Below are 22,611 nucleotides of genomic sequence, written 5' to 3'. Positions count from 1 at the left end.
CAATGAAACTAGCTGAGACAGACCTGAGAGTCGTCGCTCGCCGCGACGATTCGCGTAGATATACCCGTGAACCCGGGTGTTTTCACCCGATCGGACTACGTAGAAATACCCAGGCCGGGGACGGCTGTGACGTCCGGATTCACCTGTCGAGAAAGAACCGCTCGGCCGCATCGGCCGTGAGTTCGCCGACCCCGCTGCGTTCCGGCTTGAGTCCGTGATCGGCCTTCTCGACCTCGACGATCTCGACCGGACCCGCGAAGAGCGCCGCGGCGGCGGCGATCTCGCCGGAGGTCGCGAAGGCATCGCTGCGGCCGTGCACGATCAGTGTCGGCGTCGTGATCCGCGGCAGATGCTCGACTCGCAATTTCTCCGGTTTGCCCGGCGGATGCAGCGGATACGAGGTCAGCAACAGCCCGTCGGCGATCAAGTCGTCCCCCGCGCCCGTCGAATCGCCCCCTGAGCTTGTCGAAGGGTATTCGGCGACGACCATCGACGCCTGCCGCCCACCGTACGACTGCCCGCCCACGATCAACGGGCCGTCCGGGGCGAGCGGACGCAGCGCGGTGATCGCGGCCCGGATCCCGTCACGATCGGCGGCCGCCTTCGACGGTGACGGCGGCCCTTTCGGCCGCTGCTGCCGGTAGGGGAGGTCGATCCGGGCGACGGTCAGCCCGCGCGCGGTCAACGACGCCGAGAGAGTGCGCAGGAGCACGGAGTCGCGGTCGCTGCCCGCGCCGTGCGCGAGGATCACCAGGCCGCGCGACGCGCGGTCCGGGAGGTCGACCGTCGCGTGGACATCGCCGGTCTGGATCACGCTGCCCGTCGCGCCTTGCTCGTCAGTCATGACCACACCGGGTCAGAGCGAAGGCCCGGGCGCCACATCGGGCCGGCGCACATGACAGTCCTGGTCGGGACGCCGCGGCGGTCGCCGGCGTCGAGGAGGTACTGATACGGGAACCGTTCACGACGCAACCGTGACGAGGAGCGTCGCCGCGCGATGAGCAGGCTTCATGGTCTCGATCCTTTCACCGGATCGTTCCGGTCGTCGAACCTGGCGCATGGCCGGTATGTTCCCCGCGGGCCCTTTGGTGAAGGCCGTCCGGCTACGATCGGCAGCCGGACAGCAGACTCGGCCCGGAGGGAGGGAGCTCGGATGAACACCGGACGCGACAACGAGCGTGCATCGGAGCGGTTCTTGTTTCTGGCTATCGCGGTAATCGGGGTCGTCGGGCTCGGGATGCTGATCGGTGGTGGTACCTGGCTGGGCATCACCATCGCGAAGGTGAGCTCCTCGCAGACGGTGACCGGCGTGGTCGTCGACCGCGTCGAAGTGATCAGGCCCAAGGACACGAACGACTTGTACGCGATCACGGTGCGGTACGAGGTCGACGGCAAGGAATACCGGTACCGGCCGGGCGCGATGTACCCGGCACCGCAGGTGGGCGAGTCGGTGACCGTCCGGTACCAGGCGGACGATCCCTCGGACGCGATGCTCGGCGGCGCGATGTCGTGGTTCGGGCAGCTGACCTTGCTGGCGATCGGTCTGATCATGACGGCGTTCGCCGTGCTCTTCGTCTGGATCGCGCGCGCACAGCGCAGACAGGCGGCGGACGATGCGGAGACCGAAGACCGGATTCGGCAGTACGGACGACGGATCCGCGCGACCGTCGACTTCGCCGGCCACCAGGAATCGGGCTGGCTCCTCACCGCGACCTACACGGACCCGGAGTCGGGCGCGCGGCGCTTCGTCGAGCATCGGTACGACGGGATGCCGGACGTGATGCCCGATGTCGGCTCGCAGGTGAACGTCCTGCTCGATCCGGACGACCCGGGCCGCTATCTGGTGGACGTCGAGTGACGGCGGCCGGCCGCCGCTCGGTGCGCGGCACGCTGATCGGTATGACACTGACCGACTACCGGGTGCGAATGGACCGAATCAAGGCGGAGGTGGATTGACGATGCGCAAGGCCCGCGAGTACATCGAGCCGGGTGCCGATCCGGTCGACGACGCGCGCTCGAGCCTGCGCGTGACCGCGGTGTGGGCCGGTCTCGGCATCGCGGTGCTGGTCGGAGGTCTGGTCTGGTTCGTCGTCGCGGCGATCACCGGCCCGGCTTCGGCATGGAGCACCGACGATCCGGGTGCGTGGGTGGGTCCGTTGGCGGCGGTGGGCAGCGGGTTGCTGGTCGGCGGCCCGGGCTGTGCCGCCTACTATCTGGCGCGACGTGATCTCCGGGAACTCGATGAGGGCGACGACGAACGCCGGCGGCTGCGCGCCGGCGGCCGGCGCCTGGACGGGGTCGTCGAATCGATCGAGCCGGGACGCGACGGCTGGGAGCTGGTCGTCGCGATCGGCGACCCGGCGGCCAAGCGGACCAGGCGATACACCCGTCGCTACTACTCCGTACCCGACGAGGTGCCTGCGGTCGGGGAGAAGATCGCCGTCTTCGTCGACCGTGATGATCCGGGTGCGTACATGGTCGACGTTCCGTGACCGCCCGGGTGCCCTGACGCAGACGCGAGAGCGCTCTTACGGTGCAACGAGGAGGATTCCGGCTATCGACTTCCGGCGCGGCCGGGGGTCTGGGACCCGGACGGCTGCCCGGCCGACGCGTCCCTCGGCGGGATCCTCGTCTTTGCAGTCCGCCGCGATGCGGGTCGTGCGTCGGCGTCATGAGAAACTAGAAACCGACCTGTGCCCGGGACCCCGGCGCACCTGTAGCCCGCGGCCGGCCGCGGCGTGCAAGGAGCAGTAGAGATTTCCACCTTCGCCGACCAGACGTTCACCGATCCCGCGCGGATTCGCAACTTCTGCATCATCGCGCACATCGACCACGGCAAGTCGACCCTCGCCGACCGGATGCTGCAGATCACCGGGGTGGTGGCCGAACGCGACATGCGTGCGCAGTACCTCGACCGGATGGACATCGAGCGTGAGCGCGGCATCACCATCAAGGCGCAGAACGTGCGGCTGCCGTGGAAGGCGAAGGACGAGAACGGTGTGGAGCAGGAGTATGTGATCCACCTGATCGACACTCCCGGCCACGTCGACTTCACCTACGAGGTCTCGCGCGCGCTGGAGGCCTGCGAGGGCGCGATCCTGCTCGTCGACGCCGCGCAGGGCATCGAGGCCCAGACCCTCGCCAACCTGTACCTGGCGATGGACAACGACCTCACGATCATCCCGGTGCTCAACAAGATCGACCTGCCCGCCGCCGACCCGGACCGGTACGCCGCCGAGATCGCGCACATCATCGGCTGCGAGCCCGGCGAGGTGCTGCGCGTCTCCGGCAAGACCGGTGAAGGCGTCGCCGAACTGCTCGACGCGGCCATCGCGCAGATCCCGGCGCCCGTCGGCGACCCCGACGCCCCGGCCCGGGCGATGATCTTCGACTCCGTCTACGACACCTACCGCGGCGTCGTCACCTACGTCCGCGTGGTCGACGGCAAGATCGTGCCGCGCGAGAAGATCGCGATGATGTCGACCGGCGCCACCCACGAACTCCTCGAGGTCGGCATCGTCTCCCCGGAACCGAAGGCCAGCGCCGGACTCGGCGTCGGCGAGGTCGGCTACCTGATCACCGGCGTCAAAGACGTCCGCCAGTCGAAGGTCGGTGACACCGTCACCACCGCCCGCGGCGGCGCCACCCAGCCGCTCACCGGCTACCGTGAGCCGCGCCCGATGGTCTACTCCGGCCTCTACCCGGTCGACGGCTCCGACTACCCGGTGCTGCGCGAGGCCCTGGACAAACTGCAGCTCAACGACGCCGCCCTCACCTACGAGCCGGAGACCTCCGTCGCCCTCGGCTTCGGTTTCCGCTGCGGCTTCCTCGGCCTCCTGCACATGGAGATCACCCGGGAGCGGCTGGAACGCGAATTCGGCCTCGACCTGATCTCCACCGCGCCCAACGTCGTCTACCGGGTGATCATGGACGACGGCACCGAGCACGTCGTCACCAACCCGTCCGACTGGCCCGAGGGCAAGACCCGCCACATCTACGAGCCGATCGTCAAGACGACGATCATCGCGCCCAGCGAATTCATCGGCGCCATCATGGAACTGTGCCAGTCCCGGCGCGGCGAACTCGGCGGCATGGACTACCTATCGGAGACCCGCGTCGAGCTGCGCTACACGCTCCCGATGGCCGAGATCATCTTCGACTTCTTCGACGCCCTCAAGTCGCGCACCCGCGGCTACGCCTCCCTCGACTACGAGGAGGCCGGCGAGCAGGAGGCCGACCTGGTGAAGGTCGACATCCTGCTGCAGGGTGAGGCCGTCGACGCGTTCAGCGCGATCGTGCACAAGGAATCGGCCTACGCCTACGGCAACAAGATGGCGCTGAAGCTGAAGGACCTGATCCCGCGCCAGCAGTTCGAGGTGCCGATCCAGGCCGCCATCGGCTCGAAGGTGATCGCCCGCGAGAACATCCGCGCCATCCGCAAGGACGTGCTCGCCAAGTGCTACGGCGGCGACATCAGCCGTAAGCGCAAACTGCTCGAGAAGCAGAAGGAAGGCAAGAAGCGGATGAAGACGATCGGCCGGGTCGACGTCCCGCAGGAGGCCTTCGTCGCCGCGCTGAGCACCGAAGCGGTGGGCGACAAACCCAAAGGGAAGTAGCGCCTCCGCGTTTTCGTGTGTGGCCGCGACGACGGCCATCGTTCGTCGGTGTCCTCGCCTGCTGGACTCTAGGACGAGGCGCTCGTTGCTAGCCGGGGCTGCGGAGGCCTCCTCATCGATGGCCGTCGTCGCGGCCTGTCGACGTCGGAGAGGGCGCCGCTTCTTGCCTGGCGGAGTGGCCTGGCCCTTCCGCTCGTTGAGCCGGGGCGCCGCTTCTCGCCTCGTGGAGTGACCTGGTTCTTCCGCTCGTTGAGCCGGCTATCTCCGCCCGTTGAGCCGGTCGAGGCGCTAGCCGAGACCGAGTCGAAACGACCACCCCGGGTTGTCCTCGACAGTTTGGAGATGAACCGAACGGGAAGTAGCGCCTCCGCGTTTTCGTGTGTGGCCGCGCCGACGGCCATCGTTCGTCGGTGTCCTCGCCTGCTGGACTCTAGGACGAGGCGCTCGTTGCTAGCCGGGGCTGCGGAGGCCTCCTCACCGATGGCCGTCGTCGCGGCCTCTCGACGTCGGAGAGGGCGCCGCTTCTCGCCTGGCGGAGTGGCCTGGCAGTAGAGAGCTCCTCATCGATGGCCGCAGTCCCGCCCGTGCTCGACGTCGGAGAGGGTGCTGCTTCTCGCCTGGCGGAGTGACCTGGCTTCTCCGCTCGTTGAGCCGGTCGAGGCGCTAGCCGAGACCGAGTCGAAACGACCCCCAGGCCAGCGGGACCCGGGTGGATCAGCCGCCGGCCGCGAGGCGGCGCATCACCTGTTGCCAGTGGGCGACCGCCCCGTCGTCGAGGCCGTCGAACGCCGTCGCGAGCAGGTCCATCTGCAACGAGGTGAGCCGGTCTTCCAGGCCGGTGCCGGCGGGCGTGAGGGTGAGGCGGCGGATGCGGCGGTCGGTGTCGTCCGCGGTGACCGCGAGATAGCCGCGCTCTTCGAGGTCCTTGATCGGACGGTGCACCGCCTGCTTGCTCACCTCGAGGATGGCGAGCAGGTCGCCGACGGAGAGGCCGGGGTCGCGGCGGACGAAGTGCAGGATCCGGTGGTGGGTGCGGCCGAGGTCGAGGTCGGCGAGGAGCCGGTCGGGCAGCGCGGTGAAGGTGCGGTAGGCGAAGTACAGGTCCTCGATCGCCGAGCGCAGCAGTGCCTCACGATCTGGGTCAACCATCTTGACCTACTTCCTCCCGTCGTCCACACTAAGGGTCAATCTTATTGACCTATCTGAGGTGTGGCACATGTTCTCTCAGCGTATCGGCGGGCTTGCGCCGTCGCCCATCCGCGCGGTTCTGGGCGTGATCGACCGCCCGGGCATGGTGTCGTTCGCGGGCGGTCTCCCGGCGACGTCGTTGCTGCCGGAGTGGTCGGGTACCGTCCCGGCCGAACTCATGCAGTACGGCCCCAGCGAGGGGGAGCCGGAGCTGCGGGAACTGGTCTCGCGGCGGCTGACCGACCTCGGCCTCGATGCCCCGGCCGAGCGGGTGATGATCCTCAGCGGGAGCCAGCAGGGGATCGACCTGGCCGCGAAGCTCTTCGTCGATCCGGGGACGCCCGTCGCCGTCGAATCGCCGACCTATCTGGCCGCGCTGCAGGTCTTCCGGTTCTACGGGGCGCGATTCACCGGTCTCGACGACCTGTCCGCCGCCGCGCTGGCCTACGTGGTGCCGACCTTCGGCAATCCGACCGGCGTGTGCCTGACCGCCGACGAGCGCGCCGGGCTGGCCGAGCGTTGTCTGGCGTCGGGCACCGTCCTCTTCGAGGACGACCCGTACCGGGAACTCGCCTACGACGACGTCGACCGCACCCCGATCGCCGCGCGGATGACCGGCGGATCGTGGATCTACCAGGGGTCGTTCTCGAAGACCTTCGCGCCCGGACTGCGCGTCGGCTTCCTCACGGCGTCGGCGGATCTGTATCCGTCGCTGGTGATGCTCAAGCAGTCCGTCGACCTGCACAGTTCACGGCTCTCGCAGCGGATCGTGTACGACGCGGTCACCGCGCCCGACTGGGATGCGCGCCTGGCCGGACTGGCGTCGTTCTACCGGAATCGCCGGGACGACTTCGAGGAGTTGCTGCGCCGTCACCTCGGCGGCCTCGCGTCGTGGACCACGCCCAGTGGCGGACTCTTCTACTGGCTCCGGCTGCACCGGCCGGTCGACACCCGGAGTCTGCTCGACGAGGCGATCGCCCGCGGGGTGGCCTTCATGCCGGGTGAGGAGTTCTTTCCCGGGGATCCCGAATCGGGGACGATACGACTGAACTTCAGCCACGCCGCCCCGGACGACGCCGACCGTGGTCTCGCAGTGCTCGCCGACCTGCTCCGCCCCTCCCCGGATTCCGTCCACCCACTCGAATTCCGTTCCACCACCTGAAATAGACCGGGCGGGCGAACGGAATCCAGGTGGTGGGACGGAATCCGTCGAGACGGCGGGCGGCGGTGCCCTCTCGACGGATGGCACAGTGGTGCCATGGGCTCCGACGTCAATCCTGTTCTCGCCCCCTCCGGGCTGCCGTACGACCTGCCGGACTTCGCCGCGATCACCGACGACGACTTCCTCCCCGCCTACGACGTCGCCCTTCCGGCGCACCTCGCCGAGGTCGAGGCGATCGCGGGCGACCCGGCGCCGCCGACCTTCGAGAACACCGTCGCCGCGCTGGAGCGCTCGGGTCGTCTCCTGGCCCGCGCCAACGGGATCTTCTTCAATCTCGAAGGGGCGGACAGCAATCCGCAGCGTGACGCGATCGCGCAGGACCTGGCGGTCCGGCTCACCGAACATCAGAACGCGATCGCCATGAATCCGCGGCTGTTCGCGCGGATCGCCGACGTCTACGACCGCCGCGATGTCCTCGGGCTCACCGAACCGCAACGCCGGCTGACCGAGCGCCGCTACCGGGACGCGGTTCGCGCGGGCGCGGCCCTCGACGACGTGGGGCAGGCCGAGATGCGGGAGATCTCGGCGCGGCTGGCCACGCTGAGCACCGAGTTCGGGCAGCGGCTGCTGGCCGACACCAACGATTCGGCGGTGCACGTGACCGACGAGTCGGACCTCGACGGTCTGTCCGCCGGCGAGATCGCCGCCGCCCGCCGGGCCGCACAGGAACGGGGACTCGACGGCTACCTGATCACGCTGGAACTGCCGACGAGCCAGTCGTCGGTGGCGAAGCTGACGAATCCGGCTGTGCGGCAACGGGTCTTCACCGCGTCGGTCGACCGGTGCGCGCGTGGCAACGAGAACGACACCCGGGAGATGATCCTGGAGATCGTGCGCCTGCGGGCGCGTCGTGCCCAGTTGCTCGGCTACGCGAACCACGCCGAATACGTGATCGCCGAGGAGACCGCGCCGGACCCGGAGGCCGTGGCCGGGTTGCTGCGTGAGCTGTCGTCGGCGGCGATGGCCGCCGGGGACTCCGAACTCGCGCGGCTGACCGAGAGCACCGGGGCGCCGCTGCAGCCGTGGGACGTGACCTACGCGCTGGCCAGAGTGGGGGTCTCGAAGGAGCCGTCGGCCGAGCCGGCCCGGGAACCCGATTGGCACGAGGTGGTCTCGACTTCGCTCGACCAGCATGAGGGGGTCTCGACTTCGCTCGACCAGCATGACGGGGTCTCGACTCCGCTCGACCGGCACGAGGGGGTCTCGGCGGAGCCGTCGGCCGACCGGCACGAGGATCCGATGACCGAGTTCGAGCAGTACTGCGAACTCGACACGGTCTACCGCGACGGGATCTTCGCGGCGGCGGGCGAACTGTACGGGCTCACCTTCGTCGAACGTCCCGATCTGCACGGGTATCACCCCGACGTGCGGGTCTGGGAGGTGGCTTCGACTCGGGCTCCTTCGTCGCCCGACTCAGCCGGCGAAGGGAGCGGTGGGATCGGTCTGTTCCTCGGCGACTTCTACGCGCGGCCGTCCAAGCGGGGCGGCGCGTGGATGAACAACATCGTCGACCAGTCGACCCAGCTGGGGACGCGCCCGGTGATCGTCAACGTCTTGAACCTGACCGAACCGGAGCCGGGGGAGCCGTGCCTGCTCACGCACGACCAGCTGGTCACCGCGTTCCACGAGTTCGGACACGCGATCCACGGCCTGCTCTCCGACACCGAGTACGTCTCGCAGTCGGGCACGTCGGTGCCGCGCGACTTCGTCGAGTTCCCGTCGCAGGTCAACGAGATGTGGGCGCTGCGCCCGGACGTGACCGCGCGCTACGCCCGGCACTGGCGGACCGGCGAACCGGCGCCGCGCGCGTTGCTCGACGCGGCGCGGGCATCGGGGGACGTCGAGCCGGCGCACGCGACCATCGAATACCTCGGCGCCGCCGCGCTCGACCTCGCCTGGCATCGGCTGGGCGTCGACGAGATCCCCGCTGACGTCCTGGATTTCGAGGCCGCGGCGCTCGCGGCGGCCGGGCTGGCGAGCGACCTGATCCCGCCCCGCTATCGCAGCACCTATTTCAACCACGTCTTCGGCGGCGGCTACTCGTCGGCGTACTACAGCTACATCTGGTCGGAGATCCTCGACGCGGAGACCGAACAGTGGTTCCATCGGGGCGGCGGCTTGCAGCGCGCGCTGGGCCGGGCCTTCGCCGACGCGGTGCTCTCGCGGGGCGACAGCGTGGACCCCGTGGCCGCGCACGCCGGCCTGCTGGGGCGCCCGGCGCAGATCGGTCCGCTGCTGCGACGGCGCGGCCTCGCGGCGGTCGGCGATGACACGGCCGAGTAGCCTTGTTTAAGTCAGCGTGAGAATAAATGACCAGGGAACGATGAGGTAGTGATGGCCGGGTTCCTGTCGTGGTGGGACTCCGTGGAGGAGTGGCTCACCGGACTGCCGTACGTTCCCCAGCTGCTCGTCGTGCTCGCCGTGGTGATCCCGCTGGCGTCGGGACTGGCGTGGCTGGTGAACTTCCTGGTCGCATGGGTGTTTTCGTTGTTCGATCGGCGCGAGGTGGGCGACGATCACGGAGTTGGGATCTGATTCATGTTTCGCTCGAAGGTCACCTGGGCGCTCGCTGCGCTGCTGGTTCTGGTTCTCGTCGCCTGGTACCTCACCAGCTAGCGCACGACAAACCCGCTGCGGCCTCGTCGGTCGCCCGTCCGCATGAGCGTTGAGCCGGCCGGTGGGCGTTGCTAGCTTTCTCCCGTGCCCAAGAACCGCTCCCGCCGACCGCTGCGCGCCGCGACACCGCTGCGCTCCGCGACGACGCTCGTCGTCGTGGCCGCACTCGCCTGGCTGCTCGCGGCGTGCGGCGGTGGATCCACCGACACTCCCGGCGGCGTCGACATCTCGTCGGGAAGCCGTCATCTGAATCTCATCGCCTACGCGACACCGAAGCCCGGGTTCGACCTGATCATCCCCGCCTTCCGGGCCACCCCGGAAGGTCACGGGATCGGCTTCTCGCAGTCGTACGGCGCGTCCGGTGATCAGTCGCGGAAGGTCGCGCGCGGCCTGCCGGCCGACGTCGTCAACTTCTCCGTCGCCCCGGACGTCACCCGCCTGGTCAAGGCCGGGGTGGTCGACAAGGACTGGGAGAACCAGGCGCCGAACCATTCCGTCCCGTTCGGGTCGGTGGTCGCGCTCGTGGTCCGGCAGGGCAACCCCAAGAACATCCACGACTGGTCCGACCTGCTCCGGCCCGGGATCACCGTCGTCACGCCGAATCCGGGCAGCTCCGGATCGGCCAAGTGGAATCTGCTGGCGCCGTACGCGGCCGAGAGCGAGGGCGGGAAGAACCCCCAGGCGGGTCTGGACTATGTGCGGGCCCTGGTCCGCGATCACGTCCGGGTGCTGCCCAAGTCCGGCCGCGAGGCGACGACGGCGTTCGAGCAGGGTCAGGGCGACGTGCTGATCAGCTACGAGAACGAGGCGATCATGCTCAAGCGGCACAACGCCACCGCGAGCGCCACCCAGCGCGTCGACTACGTGATCCCGCCGCAGACCTTCAAGATCGAGAACCCGGTCGCCGTCGTCAATACCTCCGACGACAAGCCCGCGGCGCGCGCCTTCGTGAACTACCTGTTCACCTCGCCCGCGCAGCGCCTCTGGGCGCAGGCCGGCTTCCGGCCCGTCGACCCGGCCGTCGTCGCCGAGACCGCCGGCGATTTCCCGGGCCGGATCGAACGGCTGTGGACCATCGACGACCTCGGCGGCTGGAAGAAGACCGACAAGGCGCTCTTCGGGACCTCCGGATCGATCAGCAAGATCTACGACGAGGAGGCCGGCCGATGACCGCGTCCACGACCGCCGGGCAGGCCGTCGCGCACACCCCGGCGCCGGAGCCGGCCGGCGGACGACGCTGGCGCGCGGACAATCCGCTGACCCTCGGGGTGGCCGGCCTCTGGCTGACCGTCATCGTGCTGCTGCCGCTGATCGCGATCGCGTCGAGCGCCTTCGACGACGGCTGGTCCGGCTTCTGGGACGCGGTGACCGCGCCGGCGGCGCTCGACACGCTGCGGATCACCGTGCTGCTGTCGGTCGCGGTGGCCCTGATCAACGTCGTCTTCGGCACCGTGATCGCCTGGGTGCTGGTGCGCGACGACTTCTGGGGCAAGGGCTTCGTCAACGCGCTCATCGACCTGCCGTTCGCGCTGCCGACCATCGTCGCCTCGCTGGTGCTGCTGTCGCTGTACGGGCCGAACAGCCCGATCGACGTGCACCTCGCGGCCACCCAGCCCGGGGTGATCCTGGCGCTGACCTTCGTCACGCTGCCCTTCGTGGTCCGGCAGGTGCAGCCGGTGCTGATGGAGCTCGATCGCGACGTGGAGGAGGCGGCCGCGGTCCTCGGGGCGCGCAACGCCACCATCTTCGTGCGGATCGTGCTGCCGGCACTGGCCCCGCCGATCCTGACCGGCATGGGCCTGGCATTCACCCGCGCCATCGGCGAATTCGGTTCGGTGGTGCTGATCGGCGGCAACATTCCGGGTAAGACCCAGGTGGCGTCGCAGTACATCCAGCAGCAGATCGAGGTGGACGAGCCGGTCGCGGCGTCGTCGGTGTCGGTGATCCTGCTGCTGATCGCCTTCCTGGTGCTGCTGGTGCTGCGCATCGCCGGACGGGTGCAGCAGCGTCGTGAGGAGGCGTCGGAATGATCGTGTCGCGCTGGACCCGCTACGGTTTGCGCGCCGTCGCGCTGGTCTACCTGCTGATTCTGCTGATCGTGCCGGTGGTGCTGATCTTCTGGCGCTCGCTGTCGCCGGGCCTCGGCCAGTTCTGGGACTGGATCACCACGCCCGCGGCGATCTCGGCGCTGCAGCTGTCGCTCCTGATCGTGGTGATCGTGGTGCCGCTGAACGTCATCTTCGGGGTGCTCACCGCGCTCGCTCTGGCCCGCGGCCGGTTCCCCGGCAAGGGTCTGATGGCGGCCGTCGTCGACCTGCCGTTCGCGGTGTCCCCGGTGGTGGCCGGCGTCGCCCTGATCGCGCTCTGGGGCGGCCACGGCTGGTTCGGCGGCGTCGAATCGCTCGGCTTCCGGGTGATCTTCGGGGTGCCCGGCATGGTGCTCGCGACGCTGTTCGTGACGCTGCCCTTCGTGGTCCGCGAGGTGGAGCCGGTGCTTCACGAGATCGGCACCGAGCAGGAGGAGGCCGCCGCGACCCTCGGGGCCAGCGGCTGGCAGACCTTCTGGCGGATCACGCTTCCGGCCATCCGGTGGGGCCTGACCTACGGCGTCGTCTTGACCATCGCGCGGGCCCTCGGGGAGTACGGTGCGGTGACCATGGTGTCGTCGAACATGCCGGGCGTCTCTCAGACGCTGACGTTGCTGGTCAACTCCCGGTACACCGACGACTACAACGAGTACGGCGCGTACGCGGCCGCCACCCTGCTGATGCTGGTCGCGATCAGCGTGCTGGCCGTCATGACCCTGATCGAACGACGTTCCCGCGGCCGCGTCGTCGACGCCGGCGCGCTGATGGCGCCCGAGTCCATCATCGAGGCGGCATTGCCCGTCGAGCCCCACTCACCGGCCGAACACATCCCGCCGGTCGAGCCCGTCCCGCCGGTCGAGCCCGTCCCGCCGGTCGAGCCCCGTCGAGACCCCCATCCACGACGCCCCGCAGGCGAGGAGAAGTAGCGTGTCCATCACAGTCACCGGTGCCAATAAGCGCTACGGCGATTTCGCCGCGCTCGACGACGTCTCGATCGACATTCCGGCCGGGTCGCTGACCTCGCTGCTCGGCCCGTCCGGCTCGGGCAAGTCGACGCTGCTGCGGGCCATCGCCGGTCTGGACAGCCTCGACTCGGGCATCATCGCGATCAACGGCCGCGACGTGTCGAAGGCGTCACCGCAGCAGCGCGACATCGGGTTCGTGTTCCAGCATTACGCGGCGTTCAAGCACATGACGGTGCGCGACAACATCGCCTTCGGGCTCAAGATCCGCAAGCGGTCCAAGGCCGAGATCAACAAGAAGGTCGACGAACTGCTGGAGATCGTCGGGCTGGAGGTCTTCCAGAAGCGGTACCCGTCGCAGCTGTCCGGCGGTCAGCGGCAGCGCATGGCGCTCGCGCGGGCGCTGGCGGTGGATCCGCAGGTGCTGCTGCTCGACGAGCCCTTCGGCGCCCTGGACGCCAAGGTGCGCGACGACCTGCGGCGCTGGCTGCGGCAACTGCACGAGGAAGTCCACGTGACCACCGTGCTGGTGACGCACGACCAGCAGGAGGCGCTGGACGTCAGCGACCGGATCGCCGTCCTGAACAAGGGCCGCATCGAGCAGGTGGGCACGCCCGACGATCTCTACGACCGGCCGGGCAACGTGTTCGTCGCGTCGTTCCTCGGCTCGGTGTCCCGGCTCAACGGCCAGCTGGTCCGCCCGCACGACATCCGGATCGGCCGCACCCCGGAGATGACCTACCCGTCGGCCGATACCGGCCTGGACACCGGCGTGATCCGCGCGACGGTGAACCGGGTGGTGAACCTCGGTTTCGAGACCCGCGTCGAGCTGACCGCCGCGAACACCGGCGAGGAGTTCATCGCTCAGATCACGCGCGGCGACCAGAACGCCCTGGAACTCGCGGCCGGGCAGACCGTCTACGCCCGCGCCACGGCCGTCCCGCAGCTCGCCGCGGAGTAGGTTTCTCGGTCAGCGTGGGCGTGGATCGATCGGCCGAACGTCTCGTGTGGCGACCAGCGGGGATGTGGCACTGGGTGCTGTGCATGTGGAGGTCGGTCAGCGGGCCGGCCGGGCTGTACGCGCGGCCGGTCAGCTCCGCGTGACGCTGATCTGGAGGAGCCGCTGGCTTGCTTTCGTCGCGACGTAAGCGAATCTGCTGTCCGGCGACATAGCGATGTAGATCGGTTCCGCCTTGGGCTGTTCAGCCGTGGCGACCACCTGATTCGTCTGGGTGTCGATCAGCGAGATCACGCCGTCGTGGCGGCTCACGACGCCCGCGTATCGTCCGTCCGGGGTGACGGAGACGTCGACGGGATCGATCCCGACCTGGACCTCGGCGGTGATCTTGCCGGTGGCCGTGTCGACCACCGACATGGTCTGCGGCGCGCCCGCGGCCGCCTCCGGATCGGTGCCGGTGACGTACAGATGCTTGCCGTCGGGGGAGAGAGCGAACGCGGTCGGCCCGGCCGCCGGGCTCGTCTCCGGGAGGGGGATGGTCCGCGTCAGGGCGGCGGCTTTCGTGTCGAAGACGGCGATCTCGGGATCGAGGTGTCCCTTGGTCTGGGCCAGGTAGTAGACGGTGCCGCCGTCGGGACTGAGGGCGATGGCGCCCGGACCGCGGGCGTACGTATTCGTGCGCACGGACTTCGTCGGCGAACTGCCCGCGACGTCGACGATCGAGACGACGTCGGAGTCGCTGGAACCGAGCAGATAGGCGGTGGATCCGTTCCTGGACATGACGAATTCGTCGGCGATGTCGTTCTCGATACCGGAGGGCACCGTCTTGACGACCTTCCGGGTCGCCGAATCGGCGACACCGATCGCACCGAACCGGTCCTCGAAGAAGAGATTCGGGCTGTCGGGGGCGAGGGCGATCTGCCTGGCTTCCGGTTTCGGATACACGTTGGCGCCGCCCTGCTGTCCCAACGTCGGAATGTCGATGCTCTCGATCCAGTCCGCGGTGGGCACCCAGACGGTCTTGCCGTCGTGGGCGACGGCCGGGCGGCCGATGGGAACGTTGATACCCATCTGCGCGGAGATCTCACCAAACGCGTAGGTGCGCGTCGTGGTTTCCACGGTGGTCGATTCCGCCACTCCCGTCGAATCCACGGTGTTGTGGGTGCCGCTGGTCGTCTGGCAACCGGTGAGCAGGAGCGACGCCGTCGTTGCGGCCGCCATCACCGACAGCGACACGGTTCCGGACGGATTCGTTCGACGATGCATGGCCGTCATTATGGTGCATCGGCCCTCGCGCGTGGACCAGCGTCGAGAAGCGGTCGCGGTGGAGTATGAGCGCGGGGCCGTTCGTCTTGTGTGACAGACCGTTCGGCGACTACTCGGTCCGCTATGTGGCACTGAGTGCCACTACGGGCTATAGTGAGGGCAGCCACGACCACTCCACGACTATGAGGGATGCCACATGACTCAGCCTGCCCGCTCCGGACTCGATACCGCGCTTACGCCGTTGCGTTTCCTTGAACGGGCGGCGGCGGTGCATCCGGGCAAGCTCGCGGTGATCGATGGTGGGCGCCGTCTCACCTACGCGGAGTTGGCGGCGGATGTGGTGACTCTGGCGAGTGCGTTGCGCGTCTCCGGGGTCGGGCCGGGTGATCGGGTCGCGTTTTTGGGCACCAATTCTGCGGAGTTGCTGGCTGCGCACTTCGCGGTGCCGTTGGCCGGGGGTGTGCTGGTCGCGGTCAACACGCGGCTCGCGGCCGAAGAGGTGCGGTACATCTGTGATCATTCCGGGGCGGTGCTGCTGATCGGGGACGGCCTGCTGCTGGCGCCTGTGGCGGGTGTCGAGTTCGCGACGGTGCGTGAGGTGATCGAGGTGCCGTCCCAGGACGGCGAATACGAGGGTCCGGCGCTGCGTTACGACGAGCTGATGGCGCGCGGTGACGGCGCGGCGCGCTTCGAGTGGACCGTCGGCGACGAGAACGCGGTGATCTCGATCAACTACACCTCGGGGACCACGGGCAAGCCCAAGGGTGTCATGTACACCCACCGCGGGGCGTATCTGGCGTCGCTGGGCAACGCCCTGACCCAGGGGTTCACCATCGACACCCGCTACCTGTGGACGTTGCCGATGTTCCACTGCAACGGCTGGTGCGGGCCGTGGGGGGTGACCGCGATGGCCGCGACGCACGTGTGTCTGCGCGCGGTGCGTGGTGAAGACATGTGGCGGCTGATCGATACCGAGAACATCAACCGGATGTCGGGTGCGCCGACGGTGCTGACCACGCTGGCGACCGCGCCCGAGGCGCATCCGATGACCACCCCGATGGCGATCGCGACCGCGGGCGCCCCGCCGAGTCCGACGATCATCAAGGCGATCCGGCATCTGGGTATCGAGATCATTCACGTTTACGGTCTCACCGAGACCTACGGCCCGTACTCGGTGTGTGAGCCCGATCCGAGTTGGGCGGACCTGCCCGGTGAGGAGCTGTCGGTGTTGATGGCCCGGCAGGGGGTCGGCATGGTGACCGCCGAACGGCTGCGTGTGGTGCGCCCGGAACCGGTCGACGGCGAACTCGTCGATGTCGCCGCTGATGGTGTGGAGATGGGGGAGATCGTGATGTGCGGCAATGTGGTGATGAAGGGCTACTTCGAGGCGCCGGAGCAGACCGCGGAGGCCTTCGCCGGTGGCTGGTTCCACTCCGGTGACCTCGGTGTGATGCACCCGGACGGCTATGTGCAGTTGCTCGACCGGGCCAAGGACGTGGTGATCTCCGGGGGCGAGAACATCTCGACGATCGAGGTCGAACAGGCCGTCGTCAGTCACCCCGCCGTGCTCGATGTCGCCGTGATCGGTGTCCCCGACGAGAAATGGGGTGAACGCCCGAAGGCCTACGTGCAGATCGCCGAGACCGCCACGGTCACCCCGGACGAGATCATCGCGCACGTCAAGACCCGGATCGCCTCCTACAAAGCACCCCGCGAGGTCGAGTTCGTCGACGCGCTCCCCAAGACCTCGACCGGCAAGATCCGCAAGAACGAACTACGCGACGCCGCCTGGGGCGACACCCGGACTCGCATTCAGGGCTGAGGTGAACTGAGAGCTTCGTGAATCGCGGGTGCCCCGGACCATCGGTCCGGGGCACCGGCGATGTCGGGCTACGGCCCCTGTCAGGTACGGGCGTCGTGGGCGCCCTGTCGTTCGGTGTGGGCCCCGGCGGTCTTGAGGTCACCGGACGGGCGCTCCAGGTGGGCTCGCACGAACCAGTGGAACTGCTCGAGGTCACGGGTGTGGCCGATGAGCAGATCCTGAGTCACCGGATCGAGTTCACCGGTGCCGCCGATCGCGAGCCGGTAGGTCTCCAGTAGGCCGTCGTAAACGATGTCCAGGGCTCCGAGGTGCGCGATCGCGTCGGCGCGGTCGAGCGAGTAGTCGTCCCAGGACCGCTGCTCCACGATGGTGCCCGGCGTCCCGAGCGCGATGCCGCCCAGGGCGGTGATCCGCTCGGCGGTCTCGTCGGCCATGGCGCGAACCGCGTCGACCTGCGGGTCGAGCATGGTGTGCACCGCGATGAAGTGCGGGCCGACCACGTTCCAATGGATGTGCTTGAGAGTGAGGGCGAGGTCGTTCAGGGCGTTGAGCCGGTCCTGCAGGACGGTGACCACCGCGTGGGCGTCCCGGCTGGCCACCCCGGGCAGAGTGAAATCGATCGCGCCGTCGGCGTCGGTGGTCGTGGTGCGGTGAGCGAGAGTCATGGTTCCCCTTTCGTGGACTCGTCGGCATCGGGCCGTCACCGGCCGGCCGGCCGGTCGGCCTCCGACACGGGGCTACCCGGTGACCGGGGCGGACAAACATGTTTGGGCGGCCGCCGCGACGGGTACTCCCGCGGGACCGCCCGACCCGTCGCCGGAAAGGACCGCCCATGATCCACGAGACCACCTCGCACGAGACCGCGGTGCGCCCGGAGCCCGGGCCCGTCCCGGAGCCGCCACCGATACCGTCGCCCGGACGGCCCATCCCGGAGCCGGATCCGCCGCCGCAGACCCCGCCGCCGTCGACCGCACCGCCGTCGGTGCCGGATCCGGGCGTGCTTCCGATTCCGGAGACCGAACCGGTTCCCAAACCCCGGCCCGACCTGGTCTGACGCCTCCGATTCGCCGCTCGGTGCGTCCGGGCGGGGTCAGCCGTTCTCGCGCAGGTGGGCCTCGGTGCGGGCCTGCTCCGCCTGCGCCTCGTGCTTGGCGATGTCGCGCTCGGCGCCGGCCTCCGCGCGTTCGCGTCGGCCCTCGGCGGCGAGATCGTCGTTCCCGACGGCGTTGCCCGCCACCTCCTTGGCCTTGCCCTTGACGCCGTCGACGACGCCCTTGATGCCCGCCATGGCTCCAGACTTGTCGTTCATGACCGGTCCCCTTCCTGGCTCGGTGCCGGGAGGCCGGAACGCCTCCCGGTCCCGGGTTACCCGGGACCGGGGTCGCCCAAACCGCGGGGAGTCCTCAGATCCCGCACATCCACCAGTCGTCCCCGAGCGATACCGGCGCGTCGCAGACCATTCCGTACATGTCGTAGCCGGCCGGCGACCGGCCGGGGCTGTACCAGTAGCCGCCCGCATCGTCGGGAACACCGATCCACTGCGGGAAGAAGCGGGCACCCTGCGGGTTGCCGGAGACCGTGCCACCCGCGGTCAGGAACCTCAGATGAGCGGGCAGCGAGGTGCCGTAGTAGCTCGTTCCCGGATCCGTGCGCAGTGCCAGTTCGTACAGGCCCCGGTGCGTGACGAACCAGCTCTTCGGCGTGATCTGCCACCACGGGCCGATCAGGACGCACAGGGCGACGGCCCCGACGACGAGCGCCGCCGGACCGGCGGCGGCCCGCGCGGAGTGCCGTCCGCGCATCACCGCACCGGCCAGGAGCAGTGCCAGGCCCGCGGCCAGGGCGAGCCACACCGCCGGCACCACCACCAGGTCGAGGAGCCACAGCCCCGGCCGGAGATACGACCACAGCAGCGCCGCGGCCAGCAGGCCGAGGCCGGCCGCCATCAGCACCACGGGGGTGTTCCTCGTCCGGCGCTCAGCGGTCATGCCGCGATTCTCGCAGACTCGCGCGGCGCCGCGCCGGAGCCAGGGGAGGCGATCGGGGTACGACGCGGTCAGGCGACGGGAACGGGCACCGCGGCGCGGTACAGCTCGGTGATCGCCGAGATCAGTCCGGGGTGCGCGGCGATCGGGCCGGCGACCAGGGAACCGGGCGCGACGTCGTCGAGGACGCGTTCGACGCGCTCGGTGAGCAGTCCCGCCGAGAGGAACAGCGGCGAGGCCGCGATCCGGGACGCCCCGGCGCCGCGGAGCCGGGCGACGGCCTCGCGGACCGCCGCGCCGTCCGGGCCGAGCCGGGTGGCGAAGACCGTCTCCACGGGTACACCGAGCGCCCGGGACAGTTCCCGGCCGCGGGCGCGGACCGAGGCATCCGACCCGGCGTCCGACGAGCCGACCGCGTACATCAGCACCCCGTCCCGCGTCGAGGGTGCCCGCAGGCCGGCTTCGGCGAGCCGGTCGATCAGCGCGGGCACGGGGGAGTGGACCCCGATCACCGGGGTCTGGTGTGGCCGCAGCCGGGGGTTGCGCGCGGCGGCGCGGTCCAGGATCTCCGGCAGGTCGGTCTTGGAGTGATAGCCGTCGCCGAACAGCAGCGGCACCACCGTGACGTCGCCGGTCAGCGCGTCGAGGGCGTCGGGCAGCAGCGGCTCGTTCAAATCGAGGTACGCCAGCTCGACGCGGACGCCGGGCAGGGCGGTGGTGGCCGCGACCGCGACACGTCGTGCGGTCGCCGCGAAGCGCACGTCCCGGCTGCCGTGCGCGGCGAGGAGCAGGACCGGTGCTCCCTCGCCGAGCCCGGGCACGCCGGACGCCATCAGGCCGGCGCCGGCGACGACAGGTGCAGCGCCTCCAGGGCGTCGCCGATGAGGCCCGCGCCGAGGGTGTTGCCGCCCTGCGGATCGATCAGCAGGAAGCTGCCGGTCTCGCGGTTCACCTGGTAGTCGTCGGCGGCGATCGGCTCGGCCGTGGTCAGCGAGATGCGGCCGATCTGGTTCAGTTCGACGGTCTCCGGATCGGGCAGCAGCGCGAGTTCCTGCTCGTCGAACAGGGTTTCCAGGCCGCCGATGATCACCGGCGTGGTCTTGGTGCCGTGCTTCAGCAGCAGCCGCGCACCGGGCCGCAGCGGCTTGTCGCCGAGCCAGCACACGGTCGCGGTGAACTGCTGCGCGGGCTCCGGGGCGTCGACGACGGCGGCGATCAGGTCACCGCGCGAGATGTCGATGTCGTCGGTCAGCAGCAGGGTGACGCTGCGTCCGGTGTGCGCGGACGGCAGCTCGCCGTCGGGGGTGTCGATCTTGGCGACCGTGGACCGCTGACCGGACGGCTGCACGACGATCTCGTCGCCGACGTGCACGGTTCCCGCCGCCACCTGGCCGGCATAGCCGCGGTAGTCCGAGTATTCGGCGGTGCGCGGACGGATCACGTACTGCACCGGGAAGCGCAGACCCACCTCGCGGCGGTCGGGCTCGTTCGGCACGGTCTCCAGATGCTCGATCAGCGTCGGCCCGTCGTACCAGGGCGTGCTGTCGCTGCGCCGGGCGACGTTGTCGCCGTGCAGCGCCGACACCGGGATCTCCAGCACCTGCTCGTCGGTGTAGCCGAGCGAGCGGGTGATCGCGTTGAACTCCTCGGAGATCCGCGCGAAGACGGCCTCGGCGTCGTCGACCAGGTCGATCTTGTTGACCGCCAGCACCAGCCGCGGGACACCCAGCAGCGCCATCACCGCGGCGTGCCTGCGCGTCTGCGCGACGACGCCGCTGCGCGCGTCGACCAGCAGGATCACCAGCTGCGCGGTGGACGCGCCGGAGACCGTGTTGCGGGTGTACTGCACGTGGCCCGGGGTGTCGGCGAGCACGAAGCTGCGCGCCGGGGTGGCGAAGTACCGGTAGGCGACGTCGATCGTGATGCCCTGCTCGCGCTCGGCGCGCAGGCCGTCGACCAGCAGCGACAGGTCGGGCGTGTCCATGCCGCGGTCGACCGATGCCTTGGTGACGGCATCGATCTGATCGGCGAGCACCGACTTGGTGTCGAACAGCAGGCGGCCGACGAGGGTCGACTTGCCGTCGTCCACCGAGCCGGCGGTGGCGATGCGGAGCAGATCCCCGCCGTCGGTGAGGGTGGGAGCGGTCATCAGAAGTATCCTTCGCGCTTGCGGTCTTCCATCGCGGCCTCGGAGACGCGGTCGTCGCCGCGGGTGGCGCCGCGCTCGGTCAGCCGGGAGGCGGCGACCTCGGCCAGGACGGCCTCGTTGTCGGCGGCGTCGGACAGCACCGCGCCGGTCGTGGAGCCGTCGCCGACGGTGCGGTAGCGCACCATCCGGGTCTGCACGCTCTCGTCCTCGCGGGGGCCGCCCCACGGGCCGGAGGTCATCCACATGCCGTCCCGCTGGTACACCTCGCGCTCGTGCGCGTAGTAGAGCGGCGCCAGCAGCACCTGCTCGCGGGCGATGTAGCGCCACACGTCGAGCTCGGTCCAGTTGCTCAGCGGGAACACGCGGACGTGCTCGCCCGGGGCGTGGCGGCCGTTGTACAGGTTCCACAGCTCGGGGCGCTGCCGCTTCGGGTCCCACTGGCCGAACGCGTTGCGCAGCGAGAAGATCCGCTCCTTGGCGCGGGCGCGCTCCTCGTCGCGGCGGGCGCCGCCGAAGACGGCGTCGAACCGGTTCTCGGTGATCGCATCGAGCAGCGGGATGGTCTGCAGCGGATTCCGGATGCCGTCCGGGCGCTCGGTGAGGCGGCCGTCGTCCAGGTAGTCCTCGACCTTGGCGACGTGCAGCCGCAGGTTGTGCCGCTCGACGATCTCGTCGCGGAACTTGATGATCTCCGGCAGGTTGTGCCCGGTGTCGACGTGCAGCAGCGCGAACGGCAGCGGAGCGGGCCAGAAGGCCTTGAGCGCCAGGTGCAGCAGCAGCGTGGAGTCCTTGCCGCCGGAGAACAGGATCACCGGGCGCTCGAACTCGCCGGCCACCTCGCGGAAGACGTGGATCGACTCGGACTCGAGGGCGTCGAGCGTGGTGAAGGACCCGTCGGCGGAACTCAGGGGGCGCCCCGCGACGGAGCTCAGGGAACGGCCGTCGGACGTGGTTTCGGTGGTGATGCTCATGAGACGTGCAACCCGCATTCTGTCTTGGCGCTGCCGGCCCAACGGCCGCTGCGCGGATCTGCTCCGGGGGCTGGTTTGGCGGTGCACGGTTCGCACCCGATCGACGGATAGCCGTCGTCCACCAGCGGATTGACCAGGACACCGTTCGCGTCGATGTAGTCCTGGAACTGCTCATCGGTCCAGGCGGCGAGGGGATTGATCTTGACCAGACCGAAACCCTCGTCGAAGGAGATGAGCGGTGCGTTGGCGCGCGTGGGGGCCTCGACCCGGCGGATACCGGTGACCCAGGCGCGATAGGGGGCCAGTGACGCCTTCAGCGGCACCACCTTGCGCAGGCGGCAGCATTCGGCGGGATCGCGGGCGAACAGGTCCTTGCCGAGCAGCGAATCCTGCTGCGCCACGGTCTGTTCCGGTTCGACGTTGACCAGGTCGAGGTCGTAGACGCTGACCACGGCGTCGCGCGTGCCGATGGTCTCCACGAAGTGGTAGCCGGTGTCCAGGAAGAGGACCTTCAGCTTCTCGCCGTGCCCGGCGCCGCGAGCTTGCGAGCGGGCCGAATCGACACGGCTCGCCTGGATGGCCTTGCTGGCGACGTCGATCAGGACCGCGTCCTGCATGTTGGCCGCGATGATGAAGTCGGTGCCGAAGGTGTCGGCGGTCCAGGCCAGCAGCTCGTCCGCGGTGGCGTCCGGGCCGAGCCTGCGGGCGCCGTCCTCGGCGATCTCCCGCAGGTGAGCGTGTTCCAAGGTGGTGGTCATGTCACTCATCT

The 22,611-nt window shown here is 69.4% G+C and carries 22 protein-coding genes; 12 read left to right on the top strand and 10 right to left on the bottom strand.

What is annotated here, in order from left to right:
* Nucleotides 1–139: 139 nt before the first annotated feature.
* The gene (locus ACSEEN_RS05125; protein WP_440712526.1) at nt 140–844 is read right to left on the bottom strand and encodes an alpha/beta hydrolase family protein; all 705 of its coding nucleotides are present in this window, start codon (nt 842–844) and stop codon (nt 140–142) included.
* A 309-nt stretch (nt 845–1,153) separates the two neighbouring features.
* On the opposite strand from ACSEEN_RS05125, the gene ACSEEN_RS05120 reads away from it, so the two are divergent.
* The 3 genes from ACSEEN_RS05120 (at nt 1,154) to lepA (ending at nt 4,616) form a co-directional block, all read left to right on the top strand.
* Nucleotides 1,154–1,858 carry a DUF3592 domain-containing protein gene (locus ACSEEN_RS05120; RefSeq protein WP_440712525.1) on the top strand — a complete coding sequence of 235 codons (705 nt, stop codon included), beginning with the start codon at nt 1,154–1,156 and terminating at the stop codon, nt 1,856–1,858.
* Between the two features lie 100 nt (nt 1,859–1,958).
* Nucleotides 1,959–2,492 carry a hypothetical protein gene (locus tag ACSEEN_RS05115; protein ID WP_440712524.1) on the top strand — a complete coding sequence of 178 codons (534 nt, stop codon included), beginning with the start codon at nt 1,959–1,961 and terminating at the stop codon, nt 2,490–2,492.
* 246 nt (nt 2,493–2,738) lie between these two features.
* The gene (gene lepA / locus ACSEEN_RS05110; protein WP_298444035.1) at nt 2,739–4,616 is read left to right on the top strand and encodes a translation elongation factor 4; all 1,878 of its coding nucleotides are present in this window, start codon (nt 2,739–2,741) and stop codon (nt 4,614–4,616) included.
* Between the two features lie 714 nt (nt 4,617–5,330).
* On the opposite strand, the gene ACSEEN_RS05105 is transcribed toward lepA, so the two are convergent.
* Nucleotides 5,331–5,765 (bottom strand): MarR family winged helix-turn-helix transcriptional regulator, encoded by a 435-nt coding sequence (locus ACSEEN_RS05105; protein WP_440712523.1) that lies wholly within the window; start codon nt 5,763–5,765, stop codon nt 5,331–5,333.
* Nucleotides 5,766–5,832: 67 nt separating this feature from the next.
* On the opposite strand from ACSEEN_RS05105, the gene ACSEEN_RS05100 reads away from it, so the two are divergent.
* From ACSEEN_RS05100 to ACSEEN_RS05070, 7 genes are all read left to right on the top strand, one after another.
* Nucleotides 5,833–6,966, top strand: coding sequence for an aminotransferase-like domain-containing protein (locus ACSEEN_RS05100; RefSeq protein WP_298444029.1), 1,134 nt, complete (start codon nt 5,833–5,835; stop codon nt 6,964–6,966).
* A gap of 96 nt (nt 6,967–7,062) precedes the next feature.
* Nucleotides 7,063–9,309, top strand: coding sequence for a M3 family metallopeptidase (locus ACSEEN_RS05095; protein WP_440712522.1), 2,247 nt, complete (start codon nt 7,063–7,065; stop codon nt 9,307–9,309).
* Nucleotides 9,310–9,360: 51 nt separating this feature from the next.
* On the top strand, nt 9,361–9,561 hold the full coding sequence (locus tag ACSEEN_RS05090) for a hypothetical protein (protein ID WP_247864259.1): 201 nt from the start codon (nt 9,361–9,363) through the stop codon (nt 9,559–9,561).
* Nucleotides 9,562–9,771: 210 nt separating this feature from the next.
* Nucleotides 9,772–10,812, top strand: a complete 1,041-nt coding sequence (locus ACSEEN_RS05085) for a sulfate ABC transporter substrate-binding protein (RefSeq protein ID WP_371307609.1) — start codon at nt 9,772–9,774, stop codon at nt 10,810–10,812.
* Nucleotides 10,809–11,672 carry a sulfate ABC transporter permease subunit CysT gene (cysT, locus tag ACSEEN_RS05080; protein WP_298444025.1) on the top strand — a complete coding sequence of 288 codons (864 nt, stop codon included), beginning with the start codon at nt 10,809–10,811 and terminating at the stop codon, nt 11,670–11,672. Before ACSEEN_RS05085 ends, cysT begins: the two co-directional genes overlap by 4 nt.
* Nucleotides 11,669–12,655: a sulfate ABC transporter permease subunit CysW gene (gene cysW / locus ACSEEN_RS05075; protein ID WP_371306838.1), complete on the top strand. Its 987-nt coding sequence runs from the start codon at nt 11,669–11,671 to the stop codon at nt 12,653–12,655. The genes cysT and cysW overlap by 4 nt, the downstream gene beginning before the upstream one ends.
* Nucleotide 12,656: 1 nt before the next feature.
* Nucleotides 12,657–13,652: a sulfate/molybdate ABC transporter ATP-binding protein gene (locus ACSEEN_RS05070; RefSeq protein ID WP_298444021.1), complete on the top strand. Its 996-nt coding sequence runs from the start codon at nt 12,657–12,659 to the stop codon at nt 13,650–13,652.
* Between the two features lie 129 nt (nt 13,653–13,781).
* Here ACSEEN_RS05070 and ACSEEN_RS05065 read toward each other — a convergent pair whose 3' ends face one another.
* On the bottom strand, nt 13,782–14,915 hold the full coding sequence (locus ACSEEN_RS05065) for a YncE family protein (RefSeq protein ID WP_298444019.1): 1,134 nt from the start codon (nt 14,913–14,915) through the stop codon (nt 13,782–13,784).
* 196 nt (nt 14,916–15,111) lie between these two features.
* Between ACSEEN_RS05065 and ACSEEN_RS05060 the strand changes: the two genes are divergently transcribed.
* Nucleotides 15,112–16,737: an AMP-binding protein gene (locus ACSEEN_RS05060; protein ID WP_440712521.1), complete on the top strand. Its 1,626-nt coding sequence runs from the start codon at nt 15,112–15,114 to the stop codon at nt 16,735–16,737.
* An 80-nt stretch (nt 16,738–16,817) separates the two neighbouring features.
* Here the strand turns inward: ACSEEN_RS05060 and ACSEEN_RS05055 are convergent, their stop codons facing one another.
* Nucleotides 16,818–17,402 (bottom strand): Dps family protein, encoded by a 585-nt coding sequence (locus ACSEEN_RS05055; protein ID WP_371306837.1) that lies wholly within the window; start codon nt 17,400–17,402, stop codon nt 16,818–16,820.
* A 167-nt stretch (nt 17,403–17,569) separates the two neighbouring features.
* On the opposite strand from ACSEEN_RS05055, the gene ACSEEN_RS05050 reads away from it, so the two are divergent.
* Nucleotides 17,570–17,791: a hypothetical protein gene (locus ACSEEN_RS05050; RefSeq protein WP_298444013.1), complete on the top strand. Its 222-nt coding sequence runs from the start codon at nt 17,570–17,572 to the stop codon at nt 17,789–17,791.
* Between the two features lie 36 nt (nt 17,792–17,827).
* Here ACSEEN_RS05050 and ACSEEN_RS05045 read toward each other — a convergent pair whose 3' ends face one another.
* The 6 genes from ACSEEN_RS05045 to ACSEEN_RS05020 all read right to left on the bottom strand — a co-directional run bounded on the left by ACSEEN_RS05045 (nt 17,828) and on the right by ACSEEN_RS05020 (nt 22,600).
* On the bottom strand, nt 17,828–18,046 hold the full coding sequence (locus tag ACSEEN_RS05045; RefSeq protein ID WP_298445252.1) for a CsbD family protein: 219 nt from the start codon (nt 18,044–18,046) through the stop codon (nt 17,828–17,830).
* A gap of 94 nt (nt 18,047–18,140) precedes the next feature.
* Nucleotides 18,141–18,725 carry a hypothetical protein gene (locus ACSEEN_RS05040; protein ID WP_440712520.1) on the bottom strand — a complete coding sequence of 195 codons (585 nt, stop codon included), beginning with the start codon at nt 18,723–18,725 and terminating at the stop codon, nt 18,141–18,143.
* 68 nt (nt 18,726–18,793) lie between these two features.
* Nucleotides 18,794–19,555 (bottom strand): sirohydrochlorin chelatase, encoded by a 762-nt coding sequence (locus ACSEEN_RS05035; protein ID WP_298445246.1) that lies wholly within the window; start codon nt 19,553–19,555, stop codon nt 18,794–18,796.
* Nucleotides 19,555–20,871, bottom strand: a complete 1,317-nt coding sequence (locus ACSEEN_RS05030) for a sulfate adenylyltransferase subunit 1 (RefSeq protein WP_298445245.1) — start codon at nt 20,869–20,871, stop codon at nt 19,555–19,557. The genes ACSEEN_RS05035 and ACSEEN_RS05030 overlap by 1 nt, the downstream gene beginning before the upstream one ends.
* The gene (gene cysD / locus ACSEEN_RS05025; RefSeq protein WP_298445242.1) at nt 20,871–21,842 is read right to left on the bottom strand and encodes a sulfate adenylyltransferase subunit CysD; all 972 of its coding nucleotides are present in this window, start codon (nt 21,840–21,842) and stop codon (nt 20,871–20,873) included. The genes ACSEEN_RS05030 and cysD overlap by 1 nt, the downstream gene beginning before the upstream one ends.
* A complete protein-coding gene (locus ACSEEN_RS05020; RefSeq protein WP_247864240.1) occupies nt 21,839–22,600 on the bottom strand; it encodes a phosphoadenylyl-sulfate reductase in 762 nt (253 codons plus the stop codon). The genes cysD and ACSEEN_RS05020 overlap by 4 nt, the downstream gene beginning before the upstream one ends.
* Nucleotides 22,601–22,611 lie beyond the last annotated feature (11 nt).

The sequence above is a fragment of the Gordonia marina genome (genome assembly GCF_052036135.1).
Taxonomy (GTDB): domain Bacteria; phylum Actinomycetota; class Actinomycetes; order Mycobacteriales; family Mycobacteriaceae; genus Gordonia.
The sequence above is the reverse complement of the archived record's forward strand: the minus strand, read 5'-3'. Positions and strand labels throughout refer to the sequence as shown.